General features: G+C 61.9%; 13 protein-coding genes. 8 read left to right on the top strand and 5 right to left on the bottom strand.

Annotation, left to right across the window (positions count from 1 at the left end; all coding sequences use genetic code 11):
* Positions 1–390: 390 nt before the first annotated feature.
* Complete coding sequence (locus PZN02_RS24180; RefSeq protein WP_280663166.1) at positions 391–672, top strand: hypothetical protein; 282 nt, start codon at positions 391–393, stop codon at positions 670–672.
* 233 nt (positions 673–905) lie between these two features.
* Here the strand turns inward: PZN02_RS24180 and PZN02_RS24175 are convergent, their stop codons facing one another.
* Positions 906–1,820 carry a LysR family transcriptional regulator gene (locus PZN02_RS24175; RefSeq protein WP_280663165.1) on the bottom strand — a complete coding sequence of 305 codons (915 nt, stop codon included), beginning with the start codon at positions 1,818–1,820 and terminating at the stop codon, positions 906–908.
* A gap of 241 nt (positions 1,821–2,061) precedes the next feature.
* Here PZN02_RS24175 and PZN02_RS24170 point away from each other — a divergent pair, with 241 nt between their 5' ends.
* Both PZN02_RS24170 and guaD read left to right on the top strand, forming a co-directional pair.
* Positions 2,062–3,300: a urate hydroxylase PuuD gene (locus PZN02_RS24170; protein WP_280663164.1), complete on the top strand. Its 1,239-nt coding sequence runs from the start codon at positions 2,062–2,064 to the stop codon at positions 3,298–3,300.
* The gene (gene guaD / locus PZN02_RS24165) at positions 3,297–4,646 is read left to right on the top strand and encodes a guanine deaminase (RefSeq protein ID WP_280663163.1); all 1,350 of its coding nucleotides are present in this window, start codon (positions 3,297–3,299) and stop codon (positions 4,644–4,646) included. Before PZN02_RS24170 ends, guaD begins: the two co-directional genes overlap by 4 nt.
* A 50-nt stretch (positions 4,647–4,696) precedes the next feature.
* Here guaD and PZN02_RS24160 read toward each other — a convergent pair whose 3' ends face one another.
* Positions 4,697–5,518, bottom strand: a complete 822-nt coding sequence (locus PZN02_RS24160; RefSeq protein WP_280663162.1) for an IclR family transcriptional regulator — start codon at positions 5,516–5,518, stop codon at positions 4,697–4,699.
* Positions 5,519–5,690: 172 nt separating this feature from the next.
* On the opposite strand from PZN02_RS24160, the gene gcl reads away from it, so the two are divergent.
* From gcl to PZN02_RS24140, 4 genes are all read left to right on the top strand, one after another.
* A complete protein-coding gene (gene gcl / locus PZN02_RS24155) occupies positions 5,691–7,475 on the top strand; it encodes a glyoxylate carboligase (RefSeq protein ID WP_280663161.1) in 1,785 nt (594 codons plus the stop codon).
* Positions 7,476–7,555: 80 nt separating this feature from the next.
* Positions 7,556–8,371, top strand: a complete 816-nt coding sequence (gene hyi / locus PZN02_RS24150) for a hydroxypyruvate isomerase (protein WP_280663160.1) — start codon at positions 7,556–7,558, stop codon at positions 8,369–8,371.
* A 5-nt stretch (positions 8,372–8,376) separates the two neighbouring features.
* Positions 8,377–9,261 (top strand): 2-hydroxy-3-oxopropionate reductase, encoded by an 885-nt coding sequence (locus PZN02_RS24145; RefSeq protein WP_280663159.1) that lies wholly within the window; start codon positions 8,377–8,379, stop codon positions 9,259–9,261.
* A 108-nt stretch (positions 9,262–9,369) separates the two neighbouring features.
* Positions 9,370–10,638: a glycerate kinase type-2 family protein gene (locus PZN02_RS24140; RefSeq protein WP_280663158.1), complete on the top strand. Its 1,269-nt coding sequence runs from the start codon at positions 9,370–9,372 to the stop codon at positions 10,636–10,638.
* Between the two features lie 63 nt (positions 10,639–10,701).
* Here PZN02_RS24140 and PZN02_RS24135 read toward each other — a convergent pair whose 3' ends face one another.
* Positions 10,702–11,214: an Hsp20/alpha crystallin family protein gene (locus PZN02_RS24135; RefSeq protein ID WP_280663157.1), complete on the bottom strand. Its 513-nt coding sequence runs from the start codon at positions 11,212–11,214 to the stop codon at positions 10,702–10,704.
* A 94-nt stretch (positions 11,215–11,308) separates the two neighbouring features.
* Entirely contained in the window at positions 11,309–11,788 is a 480-nt protein-coding gene (locus PZN02_RS24130) for an Hsp20 family protein (RefSeq protein WP_280663156.1), read from the bottom strand.
* Positions 11,789–12,077: 289 nt separating this feature from the next.
* Between PZN02_RS24130 and PZN02_RS24125 the strand changes: the two genes are divergently transcribed.
* Entirely contained in the window at positions 12,078–12,383 is a 306-nt protein-coding gene (locus PZN02_RS24125; RefSeq protein ID WP_280663155.1) for a DUF982 domain-containing protein, read from the top strand.
* A gap of 72 nt (positions 12,384–12,455) precedes the next feature.
* On the opposite strand, the gene pbpC is transcribed toward PZN02_RS24125, so the two are convergent.
* Positions 12,456–14,897, bottom strand: a complete 2,442-nt coding sequence (gene pbpC, locus PZN02_RS24120; protein WP_280663154.1) for a penicillin-binding protein 1C — start codon at positions 14,895–14,897, stop codon at positions 12,456–12,458.
* Positions 14,898–14,902 lie beyond the last annotated feature (5 nt).

Genomic DNA, 14,902 nt, shown 5'->3' with positions numbered 1-14,902 from the left:
CGGCCGTGCCGGCGTCAGCTGTCGGGTTGTGCGGTTGGGACAAACCCACATTTAACGATTAGAATGCGGGGCATAATCCTTTTGGGTTGTATCTCCTTCACCCTGCAAGTGGTAAAGTAGCGATTGCGAATATATCGCTTATCGCAAGTGCGCAGTGTCTGGCGATGTACAAATTAGATTTTTGTACATGCGCGCACGCCCGAGTATGGGCGCATCATAAAGATAAATGAAAAGCCCAGAGCGTATTGTGTACAAATCAGGCTCAGGCTCGAAGTGATTTGTGCTTGTAAAAGCAATTTTAGGTAAGTTTTTGCTTTCAGTTCAAGTGTACTCGCGGTGGACGGAAGTCCGCTCGTTGTTTAACCGTGGGAAACCACGAGGGAGGGCGCAATGAACAAGCTAAGACGCATTCTTATTCTTTCGACAGCATTAGCGCTGGTGGCACCACTCACCAACCCTTCCGCGATAGATATCGCCAAAGCCGGTGAGAAACGCGAAAGAGGCCGCCGTGAAGGCGAACGGGAGTGGCATCGCGAGCGCGCTCGGGAAGGCGAGCGCCGCAATCATCGTGAGCGCGGCGAGGATGATGACGATGAGGACGATGATGACGACGAAGATGATGATGATGATGATGATGACGATAATGAACGCGATGATGGTGAGGACGACTGACGGCGTGCCCGGGTAATCCGACAAACTGTCTTTGATCGTTAATGTACAGAACATTTGGGAGGGCGGTCGCTCACAAGCGCGCCCTCCCTTTCTTGAATCCAGCTAGTTCAGACTTGCCGTTAGTAAGTCCGCGGCGAGCCGCGCGTGAGACGTAACGAAGGCAGCAAGGTGCGCCAGCATGCGCCGAGCATGCTCGGGTTGGATCAGGATCGACGGAAAATCGCCCGCCAAAGTCACGTTAGCAATTTGCCGATCAGCCTCTGACAGCGTTCCGCCATGAAGTCGATGATCAGCCGTACCTTCGGATCCTGAAAGCGTTTGTGCGGATAGATCGCTGCAAGCTGCGCGCCGAGCGGCGGCGTATCCTGCAGGATCGGGACCAGCGAGCCTTCGTTGATGTACTGCTTCACCTCGAACAGCGGCTTGTTGATGATACCGTGGCCGTCGAGCGCCCATTGCGTCAGCACGTCGCCGTCGTCGGAATCGTAGGGGCCGGTCACCTCGAACTTGCGCACGCCGTCAGCGGTCTGCAGCGTCCAGTAATATTCCTTCGAGCCGGGGTAGCGCAGCAGCAGGCAGTCGTGACGGTTGGTGATGAGCTCATCGGGAGTAGCCGGTGTGCCGCGCCGCTCGAAATAGGCAGGCGCGCCGCAGACCACACGCTCGCAGTTCATGATGCCGCGCATGCGCAGGTTTGAATCCTCCAGAATGCCGAGCTTGAACGCAACATCGACACCTTCGCTCAAGATATCGACATTGTGGTCGGAGAGGCGCAGGCGCACCTCGATATCCGGATACTTGTCGTGGAACTCCGGGACGCCGGAGGCTATCAGCCGGCGGCCGATCCCGAGTGGCGCCGTGATCCGAAGCGCGCCTTTGGGATTGCGCGAAAGATCGGCGATCGCGCTTTCGGCCTCGTTCACCGCTTCGAGAATCTTGACCGCGCCGTCGTAGAACACACGGCCGTGCTCGGTCGGCGTCAGCTTGCGGGTCGTGCGGTTGAAGAGGCGAACGCCCATGTGCCGCTCCAACTCCTTGATCCGATTGCTGGCGACTGCAGGCGTCACGCGCTGGTCGCGCCCTGCGGCCGACAGCGTTCCGAGTTCCACAACACGCACGAAAACGCGTACATTATCGAGATAAGACATGCCTCCCGCCTACGCTCCTCCGATGCCGACCGGCGCGCTTCAGCGCGCAAAAGGCCGTTTTAACGCTTTGAATTTCTGCATAGTTTTATTCCCAAATCGACTCCGAATTAACGGGTAATGCAGTAGCTCATCCGCGCTTCTTCGATTTTATAGTTTTTTTTGAAAGAGTTGGTGGTCGCGCGGCGTTCTCCCCCGCCCAAGCAATGACACATAATGCCGCCCAGAAAAATGGGAGAGCTGCATGTATGAATTTGCCATTGCCTGGGACTGGCTGACGTTTGCCGTGAGATGGCTGCATGTCATCACCGGCATCGCCTGGATCGGTTCGTCCTTTTACTTCGTCGCGCTCGACCTGGGCTTGAGACAGCGGCCGGGCCTGCCGGTCGGTGCCTATGGCGAGGAATGGCAGGTCCACGGCGGCGGTTTCTATCACATCCAAAAATATCTGGTGGCGCCGGAAAACATGCCCGAGCACCTGATCTGGTTCAAATGGGAGTCCTACGTCACCTGGCTCTCCGGCTTCGGCATGCTTGCCCTCGTCTACTATGCCGGTGCCGACCTTTATCTGATCGATCCGAATGTGCTCGACGTGTCGAAACCGACCGCGATCGCCATTTCACTCGCTTCGCTTGCTTTCGGCTGGCTCGCCTATGACACCGTCTGTCGCTCGCCGCTCGGCATCGACAATACCCGGCTGATGGTGCTGCTCTATTTCGTGCTTGTGGGTGTTGCCTGGGGTTACACCCAGCTCTTCACCGGCCGTGCCGCCTATCTGCATCTTGGCGCCTTCACGGCGACGATCATGTCGGCGAACGTGTTCTTCATCATCATTCCAAACCAGAAGAAGGTCGTTGCCGATCTGATCGCGGGCCGGACGCCCGATCCGGCGCTCGGTAAGCAGGCAAAGCAGCGCTCGACCCACAACAACTACCTGACGCTGCCCGTCCTGTTCCTGATGCTGTCGAACCACTACCCGCTGGCCTTCGGCACTCAGTACAACTGGATGATCGCCTCGCTCGTCTTCCTGATGGGCGTCACGATCCGCCATTGGTTCAACACCCGACACGCCCGCAAGGGCAGCCCGACCTGGACGTGGCTCGTCACCGCTGTGCTTTTCATCGTGATCATGTGGCTTTCGACGGTGCCCAAGGTTCTTTCCGAGGGCGGCGAAGCCCGCGCTTCAACGGCCGAACAGGCCGTTGTCGCGTCGGCGAACTTCGAAAAGGTGCGCGACACCGTGCTCGGCCGCTGCTCCATGTGCCATGCCAAGGAACCCGGCTGGGAGGGGCTCATCGTGCCGCCGAAGGGTGTCGTCCTCGAAAACGACGGCGACATCGTCGCGCATGCTCGCGAAATCTATCTGCAGGCCGGCCGCTCGCATGCCATGCCGCCCGCCAATGTCACCGGTGTAACCGAAGAAGAACGCCGCCTGCTGGTCTCCTGGTATGAAACGGCGGTAAAGGAAGGAAAGCTTCAATGAGCGAGTTGCTGATCCGCGGCCGGGTGCTGACCTTCGTTAGGGAGCCCGAGGGCATCGATGACACGGCCTCCTATCGCTTTTTCGAGGATGGCGCCGTGCTTGTCCGCAACGGCAAGGTCGCCGGTGTCGGTGCCCATGCTGATGTCGCGAAACAGGCAGGCGACGGCGTGAACGTCGCCGATCATCGTCCCCATCTCGTCATGCCCGGTCTCATCGATACACATCTGCACTTCCCGCAGACGCAGGCGATCGCCTCGTATGGCGCTCAGCTTCTGGAGTGGCTGAACACCTATATCTTCGTCGAAGAGCAGAAGTTCAAAGCGCCTGAGCACGCCGCCTTCATCGCTGGCCGTTTCATGGACGAATTGCTCGCCAACGGCACCACGACGGCGGTCGCCTACTGCTCCGTGCATCCGGAAAGCGTCAATGCCTTCTTCACGGCAGCCGAGGCGCGCAACATGCTGATGGTCGGCGGCAAGGTGATGATGGACCGCAATGCTCCGGCGGCACTGCGCGACACGCCGCAGACGGGCTATGACGAGACCAAGCGCCTGATCGACAAATGGCACCGCCGCGGTCGCGCGCATTACGCGATCAGCCCGCGTTTCGCCATCACTTCGACGCCCGAACAGATGGAGATGAGCCGGGCGCTCGTGGCGGAACACCCGGACTGCTACGTCCAGACGCATCTTTCGGAAAACAAGGACGAGATCGCCTTCGCGACCTCGCTCTATCCAGCGGCGAAGGACTACACGGATATTTACGCGCGCTATGATCTTCTCGGTCGCAGGACGCTGCTCGGCCATTGTATCTATTTGAGCGACCGCGAGATATCCGTGCTGGCCGAGACCGGAGCGGTCGCCGTGTTCTGCCCGACGTCCAATCTCTTCCTCGGTAGCGGCTTGTTCGACCGCGATCGCTTCGATCGGCTCGGCGCCCGTTATTCCGTTGCGACCGATGTCGGCGCCGGAACGAGTTTCTCGATGCTGGAGACGATGGACGAGGCCTACAAGGTGCTGCACCTCCAGGGCCAGCGGCTTTCGCCGCTTAACTCGTTCTACATGATGACGCTGGGTAACGCCCGTGCGCTCGAACTCGAGCATTCTATCGGCTCGCTGCATGTCGGCGCCGATGCGGACATCGTCGTTCTCGACAGCCGCGCGAAACCCGCGATGGACCTGCGTATGCAGGTAGCGTCTTCGCTGACCGAGGAACTCTTCATTCTCCAGACGATGGGTGACGATCGCTCAGTGGCCGAAGTCTATGTCGCCGGCAAGCCGATGAAGCACGGTGCACGCAAGACGCCCGTGACCGCGCCCTCGACGAGGATGTTTGAAACGGCTTGATCTCGATCATTCAAGATGACCGCGCCGGCCGGGACCCCATGTTCCGGCCGCTATAGTTCTTCCGGCCGCCGCCCGCCCATCGCTCGTGTCAGGGCGTCGGCGGTTTCTCTGACCATCGACCCGAGGGTGGAGAGCTTTTCGTCGGTTACCCGGACCGAGGGGCCGGAGATCGATATGCCGGCGATCGTTTCGCCATGTTCGTTGAAGATCGGCGCCGCGACGCAGCGCATGCCGAGCGTGTGTTCCTCATCGTCGATCGACCAGCCGCGCAGCCGTATTTCCTGAATGTCCCGGAGCAGGCCGGGCAGCGTATCGCGTGTCTTTTCCGTAAAGCGCGTGAGAGTTCGGCCTGACATCAACTGGCCGATTTCCTTGTCGGACCATGTCGACAGGATCGCCTTGCCGATGCCCGAAGCGTGGACCGGACCACGCCGCCCCGGCCGGAAGAAGGCCCGCATCGGCGCATGGCTTTCGACCTGGGAGATGAAGACGACATCGCCGCCTTCCTCAATGCCGATATTGGCCGTCTCGCCGCTTTCCTCCATCAGCTGCTTCAGGAACGGGCGGCTGATCGTCCCGAGCTTGCGGAAGCGCAGAAAGGCATTGCCGATTTCGAAGGCCTTGAGTCCAACGGTCCAGACACCCGTATCGCTGTCGCTCATGACCATGCCGTGCGAGGCGAGCGAGGTAAGCAGCCGGTGCACGGTCGAGGGCGCCATGCCGGTGCGCTCCGAAAGCGAGGTCAGCGTCGAGTCGTCGTTTTCGGCAACGATCGCCAGCAGCGCCAGGCTGCGGTCCAGCACTTGCACGGATGACGGTGCGGCATTCTCGGCGGCCTTGCGGCCGCGCTTTCCCTTGCCCGTCAACTCCATGAACCGTTCTCCAAATCAGTTGCTTCGCTCCATCTTCCTCTACCGCGATTGCCTTCGATTTTCTCCTTTTTGTTGAAAATCTTTATTTCCGTATGATGGAAATGAATTCCATTTATGAATTGATGAAATCTGAAAATGGATTATCGTCCTACTTCGAACAGGAGGAAATTCCATGGCCAAGATGCGCGCTGTCGACGCGGCAGTTTACGTTCTGGAGAAGGAGGGGACCGATTGCGCCTTTGGTGTTCCGGGAGCTGCGATCAACCCGTTCTATTCGGCCTTGAAGGCCCGCGGGTCGATCCGTCACATTCTCGCCCGTCACGTCGAGGGCGCCTCGCATATGGCGGAGGGCTATACGCGGGCCAGGCACGGCAATATCGGCGTCTGCATCGGCACGTCGGGGCCGGCGGGCACAGACATGATCACCGGCCTTTATTCGGCCTCCGCCGACTCGATCCCGATCCTCTGCATCACCGGCCAGGCGCCGCGGGCCCGTCTCGACAAGGAGGATTTCCAGGCCGTCGATATCGCTGCGATCGCCGGCCCCGTCACGAAATGGGCGGTCACGGTCATGGAGCCGGCCCTGGTCCCGTTCGTGTTCCAGAAGGCGTTCCATCTGATGCGCTCCGGCCGACCGGGCCCGGTTCTCATCGACCTGCCGGTCGACGTTCAGCTCGCCGAAATCGAGTTCGATCCGGAAACCTATTCGCCGCTGGAGCCCTACAAGCCATCGGCGACCCGCGCGCAGGCCGAAAAGGCGATCGCGATGCTGAACGAGGCCGAACGGCCGCTGATCGTAGCGGGCGGGGGCATCATCAATGCCGACGCGTCGGATCTTTTGGTCGAGTTCGCCGAGATCACCGGCATTCCAGTCATTCCGACATTGATGGGCTGGGGCGCAGTCCCGGACGATCACCCGCTGATGGCCGGCATGTGCGGACTGCAGACATCGCACCGCTACGGCAACGCGACGCTGCTTGCCTCCGACTTCGTGCTCGGCGTTGGCAATCGCTGGGCCAACCGCCACACCGGCAACGTCCCGACCTATACGGAAGGACGCAAGTTCGTCCATGTCGATATCGAGCCGACACAGATCGGCCGCGTCTTCGCTCCGGATTTCGGCATCGTTTCGGACGCCGGTGCCGCGCTCAAGCTTTTCCTCGACGTTGCGACGGAATGGAAGACCGCCGGCAAATTGCGCGACTGGTCGGGTTGGGCGGAAGAGTGCCGAGAGCGCAAGCGCACGATGCTGCGCAAGACCCACTTCGACCAGACGCCGCTCAAGCCCCAGCGGGTCTATGAGGAAATGAACCGGGCCTTCGGCCGCGACACTTGCTACGTCTCGACCATTGGCCTCAGCCAGATCGCCGGCGCGCAGTTCCTGCACGTCTACAAGCCGCGCAACTGGATCAATTGCGGCCAGGCGGGTCCGCTCGGCTGGACGCTGCCGGCGGCGCTCGGCGTCAGGGCGGCAGATCCGGACCGGCCGATCGTCGCGCTTTCCGGCGACTATGATTTCCAGTTCCTGATCGAGGAGTTGGCCGTCGGCGCGCAGCACAAGCTGCCCTACCTGCATGTGGTCGTGAACAATTCCTATCTCGGCCTCATCCGGCAGGCGCAGCGCGGCTTCAATATGGATTTCGAGGTGAGCCTCGCCTTCGACAACATCAATGCCGACGGCGATGCCGAGAAGGGTTACGGCGTCGATCACGTCGCGGTCGCCGAAGGTCTCGGCTGCAAGGCGATCCGGGTCCGCAGTCCCAATGAGTTCGCCGAAGCTTTCGACAAGGCGCGGGCGCTGATGGACGAACATCGGGTTCCGGTCGTCATCGAGTTCATCCTCGAACGCGTGACGAACATCGCCATGGGCGCCGACATCAATGCCGTCGTCGAGTTCGAGGAGCTCGCCGCGCGCGGTGAGGACGTGCCGACGGCCATCGCCGCCCTTCTCGACTGAAAATCATCTGAGCGTGACGAGGAAAAGTGTGTGCGGTTTTCCGCCCGCGTCCCGCTCCAACTTCCAGGAGGAACAATCGCATGCCGAGATTCGCTGCGAACCTGACCATGCTGTTCAACGAGGCGCCGTTCCTTGATCGCTTTTCGCTGGCCGCCAAGGCCGGCTTCGAGGGGGTGGAGTATCTCTTCCCCTACGAGTTCGAGAAGATGGCGTTGCGTGCCGCGCTCGACCGTAACGGCTTGACCCAGGTTCTGCACAACTTGCCCGCTGGAGACTGGGGGCGCGGCGAGCGTGGCATCGCCATTCTTCCGGACCGGATCGACGAATTCCGCAAAGGTGTTGCGACCGCCATCGACTACGCGACCGCGCTCGATTGCAGGCAGGTCAATTGCCTCGTTGGCATCGCGCCGGACGGCGTTTCCGACCATATCCTGCGCACGACGCTGGTTGCGAACCTGAAGCTCGCGGCAACCGAACTCGGCAAGCACGGCATCCGCCTCTTGATCGAACCGATCAACCGCTTCGATATTCCGGGCTTTTATCTCAACACAGTCGAGCAGGCGGCCTCGATTATCGCCGATGTCGGCAGCGACAACATCTTTATCCAGTACGACCTTTATCACCAGCAGCGCACGCAGGGCGAATTGGTCGGCACCTACAAGCGTTTCGCCGACCGCATCGCTCACGTCCAGCTTGCCGACAATCCGGGACGCAACGAACCCGGCACCGGCGAGATCAACTACCCTCATGTCTTCGACGCTCTCGAGGGGGCCGGCTACGACGGCTGGATCGGTTGCGAATACAAGCCGTTGACGACGACGGCCGAGGGGCTGGGCTGGCTTTGCGCCGAGCGCAAGCGCAAGCAGTCCGCAGACATCATCAAAATCAGGAGCTAAGCACGATGGCATCTATCGGTTTCATTGGACTGGGTATCATGGGCACCCCGATGGCGCGCCACCTGCAGGATGCCGGATATACGATCGTCACGTCGAAATTCGTCATCCCGCCGGGCCAGGAACTCGTCGATCATGGCCTCAAATTCGTCGAGACGCCGAAGGCGCTGGCCGAGGCCGTCGATACGATCATCCTGATGCTGCCGGACACGCCGGAAGTGAAGGATGTTCTCTTCGGTGAGAACGGCGTCTTCTACGGGCTCGGCAAGGGCAAGCTCGTCATCGACATGAGCTCGATCTCGCCGATCGAGACGAAGGAGTTCGCAAGGAGGGTCCACGAAACGGGCGCCGAATATATCGACGCGCCGGTTTCCGGCGGCGAAGTTGGGGCGAAGAACGCCTCGCTCAGCATCATGGCCGGCGGCTCGCAGGAATCCTTCGACCGCGCCCTGCCGCTCTTCCAGCTGATCGGCAAGAACATCACTCTTGTCGGCGATTGCGGCGACGGCCAGGTCACCAAGGTAGCCAACCAGATCATCGTTGCACTGACGATCGAGGCGGTCTCCGAAGCACTGGTCTTTGCGTCGAAGGCCGGAGCCGATCCGGCCCGCGTGCGCGAGGCGCTGATGGGCGGCTTCGCCTCTTCGCGTATTCTCGAAGTCCATGGCGACCGGATGATCAAGCGCACCTTCGATCCCGGCTTCCGCATCTCGCTGCACCAGAAGGATCTCAATCTGGCGCTGCAGGGCGCAAAGAGCCTCGGCATCTCGCTACCGAACACGGCGGCAACTCAGGAGCTCTTCAACAATTGCGCCGCCAATGGTGACAGCGGACTCGACCATTCCGGTCTCGTCCGGGCGCTCGAGCGGATGGCCAACCACCAGGTTGCGTAGTTTCAATGGGTTCGAGCGTTTCGCGGGTTTCGAAAAAAAACTGCGAAATGTTCATCCGTGGGGCGGCGGCGGGAGGCCGCCGCCCTTCATTTTCAGGGAGACTTATACGTGGCACCGATCGCCGATCCGCGCGCCTTTCTCGAAACGCTGTTTACCTCGGCCGTCGCGGCCGCCGATCCTGCCCTCGTCATCGCTTCCAATCTGCCGGAAAGTCCGAAGGGGCGCACCGTTGTCGTCGGGGCAGGGAAGGGCGCCGCGCAAATGGCGCGGGCCTTCGAAAACCTGTGGCGTGGTCCGCTCAGCGGCGCCGTCGTCACCCGCTACGGTTTTGGCGTTCATTGCGAACGCATCGAGGTGCTGGAAGCCGCCCATCCCGTGCCGGACGAAAGCGGGCTCCACGCCTCGAAACGCCTTCTCGCCGAGGTTCGCGGCCTGACAAAGGACGATCTGGTTGTGGCGTTGATCTGCGGCGGCGGCTCCGCCCTCCTGCCTTCGCCGCCGCCAGCGCTCTCGTTGCAAGATGAGATCGCCGTCAATCGCGCTCTTCTCGCCTGCGGCGCGCCGATCAGCGCAATGAACTGCGTGCGCAAGCATGTGTCGACGATCAAGGGCGGCAGGCTGGCGGCGGCGGCCTACCCTGCGAAAGTCGTTTCGCTTGTCGTCTCCGACATCCCTGGCGATGATCCGGCACTCGTCGCCTCCGGTCCGACGATCGCGGACGAGAGCACGCGCGGGGACGCCCTGAAGATCGTCGAGCGTTACGGGCTGTCGTTGCCGGAAAAGGTCATTGAGTGGCTTGCGACAGATGCTGCCGACGCGCCTGACCCGTCCGATTTGAGGTTCGCCCGAAACGAAGTGCGCCTGATCGCCTCGGCGGCCGTCTCGTTGGAGGCTGCGGCCGCGCGCGCCCGCGAAGCTGGGATCGAGGCGATCATCCTGTCCGACGCAATCGAAGGCGAAGCGCGCGAAGTCGGGCGCGTCCATGCCGCGATTGCGCGTGAAGTGGCTCAGCGCAGCCGCCCGTTCTCGAAGCCGGTCGTCGTCCTCTCGGGTGGCGAGACGACCGTGACGATCAAGGGGAAGGGCAGGGGCGGCCGCAACAGCGAATTCCTCCTGTCGCTGGCACTGGGCATTGACGGGATGCATGGCGTTTCTGCACTTGCTGCCGACACCGACGGGATCGACGGTTCGGAAGACAATGCCGGCGCCTTTGCCGACAGCACGACGATTGCCCGGCTTCGGGGTCAGCGGCTGGACCCGACGGCACTCCTTCAATGCAATGATAGCTGGACCGCGTTCGATGCAGTCGGCGATATTTTCAAGCCGGGACCGACGGGCACCAATGTCAACGACTTTCGGGCGATCCTTGTGCAGTAAGTGGCGTCGAAACGGGTCGGCGGCGGCTCAGCCGCCGCCGAGCCTCATGGGCACTACCGGCGTTTACTCGGTCCCGATCGCAATGCGCTTGGACTTTTCCTGGCTCTGCTCCGTTTTCGGAAGCGTGACGCTCAGCACGCCGTTCTTGAACGTCGCTTTGACCCGGCCTTCATCGATGTCGTATGTGAGCGGAACACGCCGTTCGAAGCGGCCGTAGTAGCGTTCGGAAAACTGCCTTTCCTTGTCCTCGCTCTCGGCGCGCTTTTCGCCACGCAGCGTCAGGACGCCCTCGGAGAAGGACAGCTCGATATCCTTTTCTTCGAGCCCGGGCAGCTCCGCCGTGACCTTGATCTCGTTATCATGGTCGGTGACTTCGACATTAGGCCAACCGAAGCCGAAGCCCGGCTGGTTCGAAAACGCAAACGGCATGCGTTGATCGAAATTGCGGAAGACGTCGTCGAACAGGCGGTTCATTTCCCGGTGAAGCATCAGGAACGGATTGCGGTCGACATCGCGATAGGATGTCGGCACGTGTTCATGGGCGCGGCCCCATGGAATGAGATCACGTACGTTCATTGTCAGCTCCTTTTTTCTTTTGTCGCCGTCCGCCGAAGCGCCGGCGCTTGCCGGCCTTCGGCGATTTTCGGCATAGGCCATTACCCCGGCATGCCTAAGCGGCCTGCTTGCCACCTTCGGCCCGCTCGTGGTCCTCGATCTGGGGCAGGGCCTTGACCTGTTGAATCTCGATCCGGCGTGGCTTCATCTGCTCGGGCAACTCACGCACGAGATCGATTGCCAGAAGGCCATTGGCGAGCTTGGCACCTGTGACCGTGACATAGTCAGCCAGCTGGAAGCGGCGGTCGAAATTGCGGCCAGCAATACCGCGATAGATGTACTCAGCCTTGTCCTCGCCGGCCTTTTCGCCGCGAACGACAAGCAAATGCGGTTCATGCGTGACGGTTATCTCGTCCGGCGCGAAGCCGGCCACTGACATGGTGATGCGATACTGGTTATCGCCGACCCGGAGTATGTCGTAGGGCGGCCAATTGTCGGTTGGTGCCAGACGGCTCGCTGCGTCAAGCAGGTCGAAAACGTGGTCGAATCCCACGCTTGACCGGGACAGGGGCGAAAAGTCGAGTGTTGTTCTCATAGCCATATCCTCCTTGAGCAACATGGACGATGAGGAGCAGCGTCGAAGAGGACGATGCCCCTCGACTGCGAACCCCGAAAGGCGGCCCGCAATTGCGATTTAGTGACTTCCGCAGCGGTTTCAAGGGGTTGTGCGAGCCGCAGCCGGGTGATCGCGCGGCAAGGAAAGGCATGGATGCAAGTCTTTGTAATATCGTGAAAAATTTCGACGCGCACTCGCCTTGATTTTCCGAAATCGGCGCCAATATCTCTCCGGATAGATCCATTGGGGCATGCGAAAGGAGGAAGAAATGCTTCTCAATGAGATTCCGTGGACAACTCCCCTTACCGTACGCCTTTCAAGTGGCATCAAGCACACCTTCAATTCCGTATACGAAGCCCTGGATTTTCTCGAAAACGAATGGCCGCTACGCAAGGGCCAGCGTTACGAACGTGCGGTACGCACCTGCCGCGGCGCGCTCAATCGGATGACGCCGGCCGCGATCGCCCGAGAGGCTTTCGTCGCGGCCTGCCTTGAAGCGGGAATGCCGATTGTGGCGACCGGCCATCAATCGCATCAGCAGGCGGGTGCAGGCAAAGAAACCCGGCGCGCGTGAGGAAGGGTAGTTGCCGTCCACCGCGTCCGAAAACTACCGTGCTTGATGCCGTTCAGTGATCCGGAGGCGGCATTATTCTACAAAAACGCGAACGCTGGCCGCCCGCCCCATGGCATCAATGACCGTGAGAGTGGAATAGCCGCCGCCGTCGGGGAGCCACTGGCTGGTGCGGCGGCGGGTGACATCGGGCAGCGGCCGGCCATTGGCGAGCCAACGGAAGGGGGCGCGGCCACCCTGCAGCTTGAGGGTGAGCGGCATCATCGTTTCACCGCTATGCGTGCCAAGTTCCACGCGCGCGCCTTCCGGCGGAAAGACGATCTGCGGGGCCGGCTCGCGTGCCGATGCCGAAAGCAGGCCGCTCGCGGTCATCGAAAACCGCCGCTGGCTGATCGGCAGGTCGGCCTGGGCAATTCGAACGGCGCCGGCCGGGGCATCCGGCAGCGGCGTGATGGCGATCCCCGATTTGGCGAAGCCTTCGAACAGGATTGGTGCGGCGGCGCCGTAACCGGTCAGTCCAGGTACCGCGCCGTTGTCCGGCCGACCAACCCACACGCCGAGCACGTAGCGGCCGTCGAAGCCAACGGACCAGGCATCGCGATAGCCATAGCTGGTACCTGTCTTGTAGGCGATGCCGCGCTGCCTGCTGCCGGCGGGCGGCAAGACGTCGGAGAGGATATCGGCGACATGCCAGGCAGCAACCGTCGAGAGCAGGGGTTCACCGTCGATCAAGCCCGCCTTGCCCTCGATGCCGTCGCCGAGCCGCACCGGCCAGCCGCGATTGGCCAGGCCCGCGTAAAGCTGAACGAGGTCACGCAGGGTGATGCCGACGCCGCCGAGGCCGATCGCGAGCCCCGGTGCCTCATTGGGCGGCAGCGCAAGCCGCACCTCGGCGCGGCGGAAGCGCACCATCAGCCGGGCGGGACCGACAGCATCGAGCAGACGGATCGCCGGGACATTGAGGGAGAGCTGCAGCGCCTGCCGGATGCTGACGTCGCCCTGATAACTCATGTCGAAGTTGCGCGGGCGATAGCCGAAAAAATCTGCCGGCCGATCCTCGATAATGGTTTCCTGGGCGACCAGCCCTTCCTCGAAGGCAAGCCCGTAGATGAACGGCTTTAGCGTCGAACCTGGCGATCGCGTGACCCGCGTCATGTCGATCCAGCCGGCGCGGCTCGGGTCGAAGTAATCGGCCGAACCGACTTCGGCGACGATCTCGCCGCTCCGGACGTCGGCCATCACCATGGCGACGGAGACCCTTGGCCCGAGCTTCGCCGCCCCCTCGCGCGCAACGGCTTCGAGCCCGCGCTGAATGTCGCGACGCAGGGTCGTATGGTGCTGGAGGGTTTTTGGCTCCTTGCGCAGCGCCACTTCGGCGAGATGCGCCGCATGGGCCGGAAGCTGAAGGCGCCGCGTTGGTATGGCAGCCAACGCCGCCCGTTCCGCTTCGCCTTCGCCGATCACTTGGGAGACCGCTGCACGGCCGAGGACCCGCTTGCGGGCGGCTTCGGCGGCGGCGAGATTGCGGTCGGGACGACGCTTTTCCGGCAATTGTGGCAGCGCGACGAGAAGCGCCGCCTCGGCGACCGAGAGACGGCGCGGTTCCTTGCCGAACCAGGCGAGGCTTGCGGCGCGCACGCCTTCGAGATTGCCGCCATAGGGCGCATGGGTGAGGTAGAGATCAAGGATTTGGTCCTTGCTGAGGCGACGCTCGATCTGGATGGCGCGGAGAAGCTGCAGGAGTTTCGCTGGCAGCGTCCGCTCCCGGCGTGGTTCGATCAGTCTTGCCACCTGCATCGAGAGCGTCGATGCGCCGGAAACGATGCGGCCGTTTGTGACGAACTGCAGTGCCGCACGGCCGAGTGCCAACGGGTCGACTCCGTGGTGCTCTCTAAAGCGTTGGTCCTCATAGGCGATCAGCATCTTGAGAAAGCGCGGGTCGACGTCGACGACGGTGGTCTTCAGCCGCCACAGACCATCCTTGGTCGCGAAGGCGCGCAGCAGACGCCCGTCCTTGTCCAGCACCTCGGCTGAGACTGTGCCGGCCTCGTCGAGCGGCGGCGGAAAGGCCTTGTCGGCCCATTGGAGGGCGAGGGCAGCAAGCACGGTCAGGACCAGGACGATCGGCAGCGCGATCAAAATCGCGCCAAGGCGGCGGGGATGTCGAAAACAATCGGGTTTGACCGTGCCGGCCGCACCCCCCTCTGCCCTGCCGGGCATCTCCCCCACAAGGGGGGAGATCGGCAAGGCGCGGGCTTCCCGCTTCCCATCCTCGACAAACTCAGCCTCACCGCCGCAAAGGACGGTGTCGTCCGTCAGGGCCCTCGCATCGAGGACATTCGCTTCGGCGTGCGCTTCATGAACCTTCCCGTGCGATGTGGAGGTGGCGCACGTCGGTGCCTCCCCAATCTCCCCCCTTGTGGGGGAGATGCCCGGCAGGGCAGAGTGGGGTGACGCCAGGGCAACGCCCTTGCCGTTCATCCCCAAGCCGATCAAGAGCCTTTGCAGGAGGGACATCGCGC

Origin of the sequence: Sinorhizobium garamanticum (genome assembly GCF_029892065.1) — a bacterium.
Taxonomy (GTDB): domain Bacteria; phylum Pseudomonadota; class Alphaproteobacteria; order Rhizobiales; family Rhizobiaceae; genus Sinorhizobium; species Sinorhizobium garamanticum.
Note: the sequence above shows the minus strand (reverse complement) of the source record. Positions and strands in the feature narration are given on the sequence as shown.

Bases quoted from the DNA above. Each gene is read 5' to 3' on its own strand.
- guaD (WP_280663163.1), top strand. From the start codon at position 3,297: ATGAGCGAGTTGCTGATCCGCGGCCGGGTGCTGACCTTCGTTAGGGAG.
- PZN02_RS24170 (WP_280663164.1), top strand. From the start codon at position 2,062: ATGTATGAATTTGCCATTGCCTGGGACTGGCTGACGTTTGCCGTGAGA.
- gcl (WP_280663161.1), top strand. From the start codon at position 5,691: ATGGCCAAGATGCGCGCTGTCGACGCGGCAGTTTACGTTCTGGAGAAG.
- PZN02_RS24145 (WP_280663159.1), top strand. From the start codon at position 8,377: ATGGCATCTATCGGTTTCATTGGACTGGGTATCATGGGCACCCCGATG.
- PZN02_RS24175 (WP_280663165.1), bottom strand. From the start codon at position 1,820: ATGTCTTATCTCGATAATGTACGCGTTTTCGTGCGTGTTGTGGAACTC.
- PZN02_RS24125 (WP_280663155.1), top strand. From the start codon at position 12,078: ATGCTTCTCAATGAGATTCCGTGGACAACTCCCCTTACCGTACGCCTT.
- pbpC (WP_280663154.1), bottom strand. From the start codon at position 14,897: ATGTCCCTCCTGCAAAGGCTCTTGATCGGCTTGGGGATGAACGGCAAG.
- PZN02_RS24180 (WP_280663166.1), top strand. From the start codon at position 391: ATGAACAAGCTAAGACGCATTCTTATTCTTTCGACAGCATTAGCGCTG.
- hyi (WP_280663160.1), top strand. From the start codon at position 7,556: ATGCCGAGATTCGCTGCGAACCTGACCATGCTGTTCAACGAGGCGCCG.
- PZN02_RS24135 (WP_280663157.1), bottom strand. From the start codon at position 11,214: ATGAACGTACGTGATCTCATTCCATGGGGCCGCGCCCATGAACACGTG.
- PZN02_RS24160 (WP_280663162.1), bottom strand. From the start codon at position 5,518: ATGGAGTTGACGGGCAAGGGAAAGCGCGGCCGCAAGGCCGCCGAGAAT.
- PZN02_RS24130 (WP_280663156.1), bottom strand. From the start codon at position 11,788: ATGAGAACAACACTCGACTTTTCGCCCCTGTCCCGGTCAAGCGTGGGA.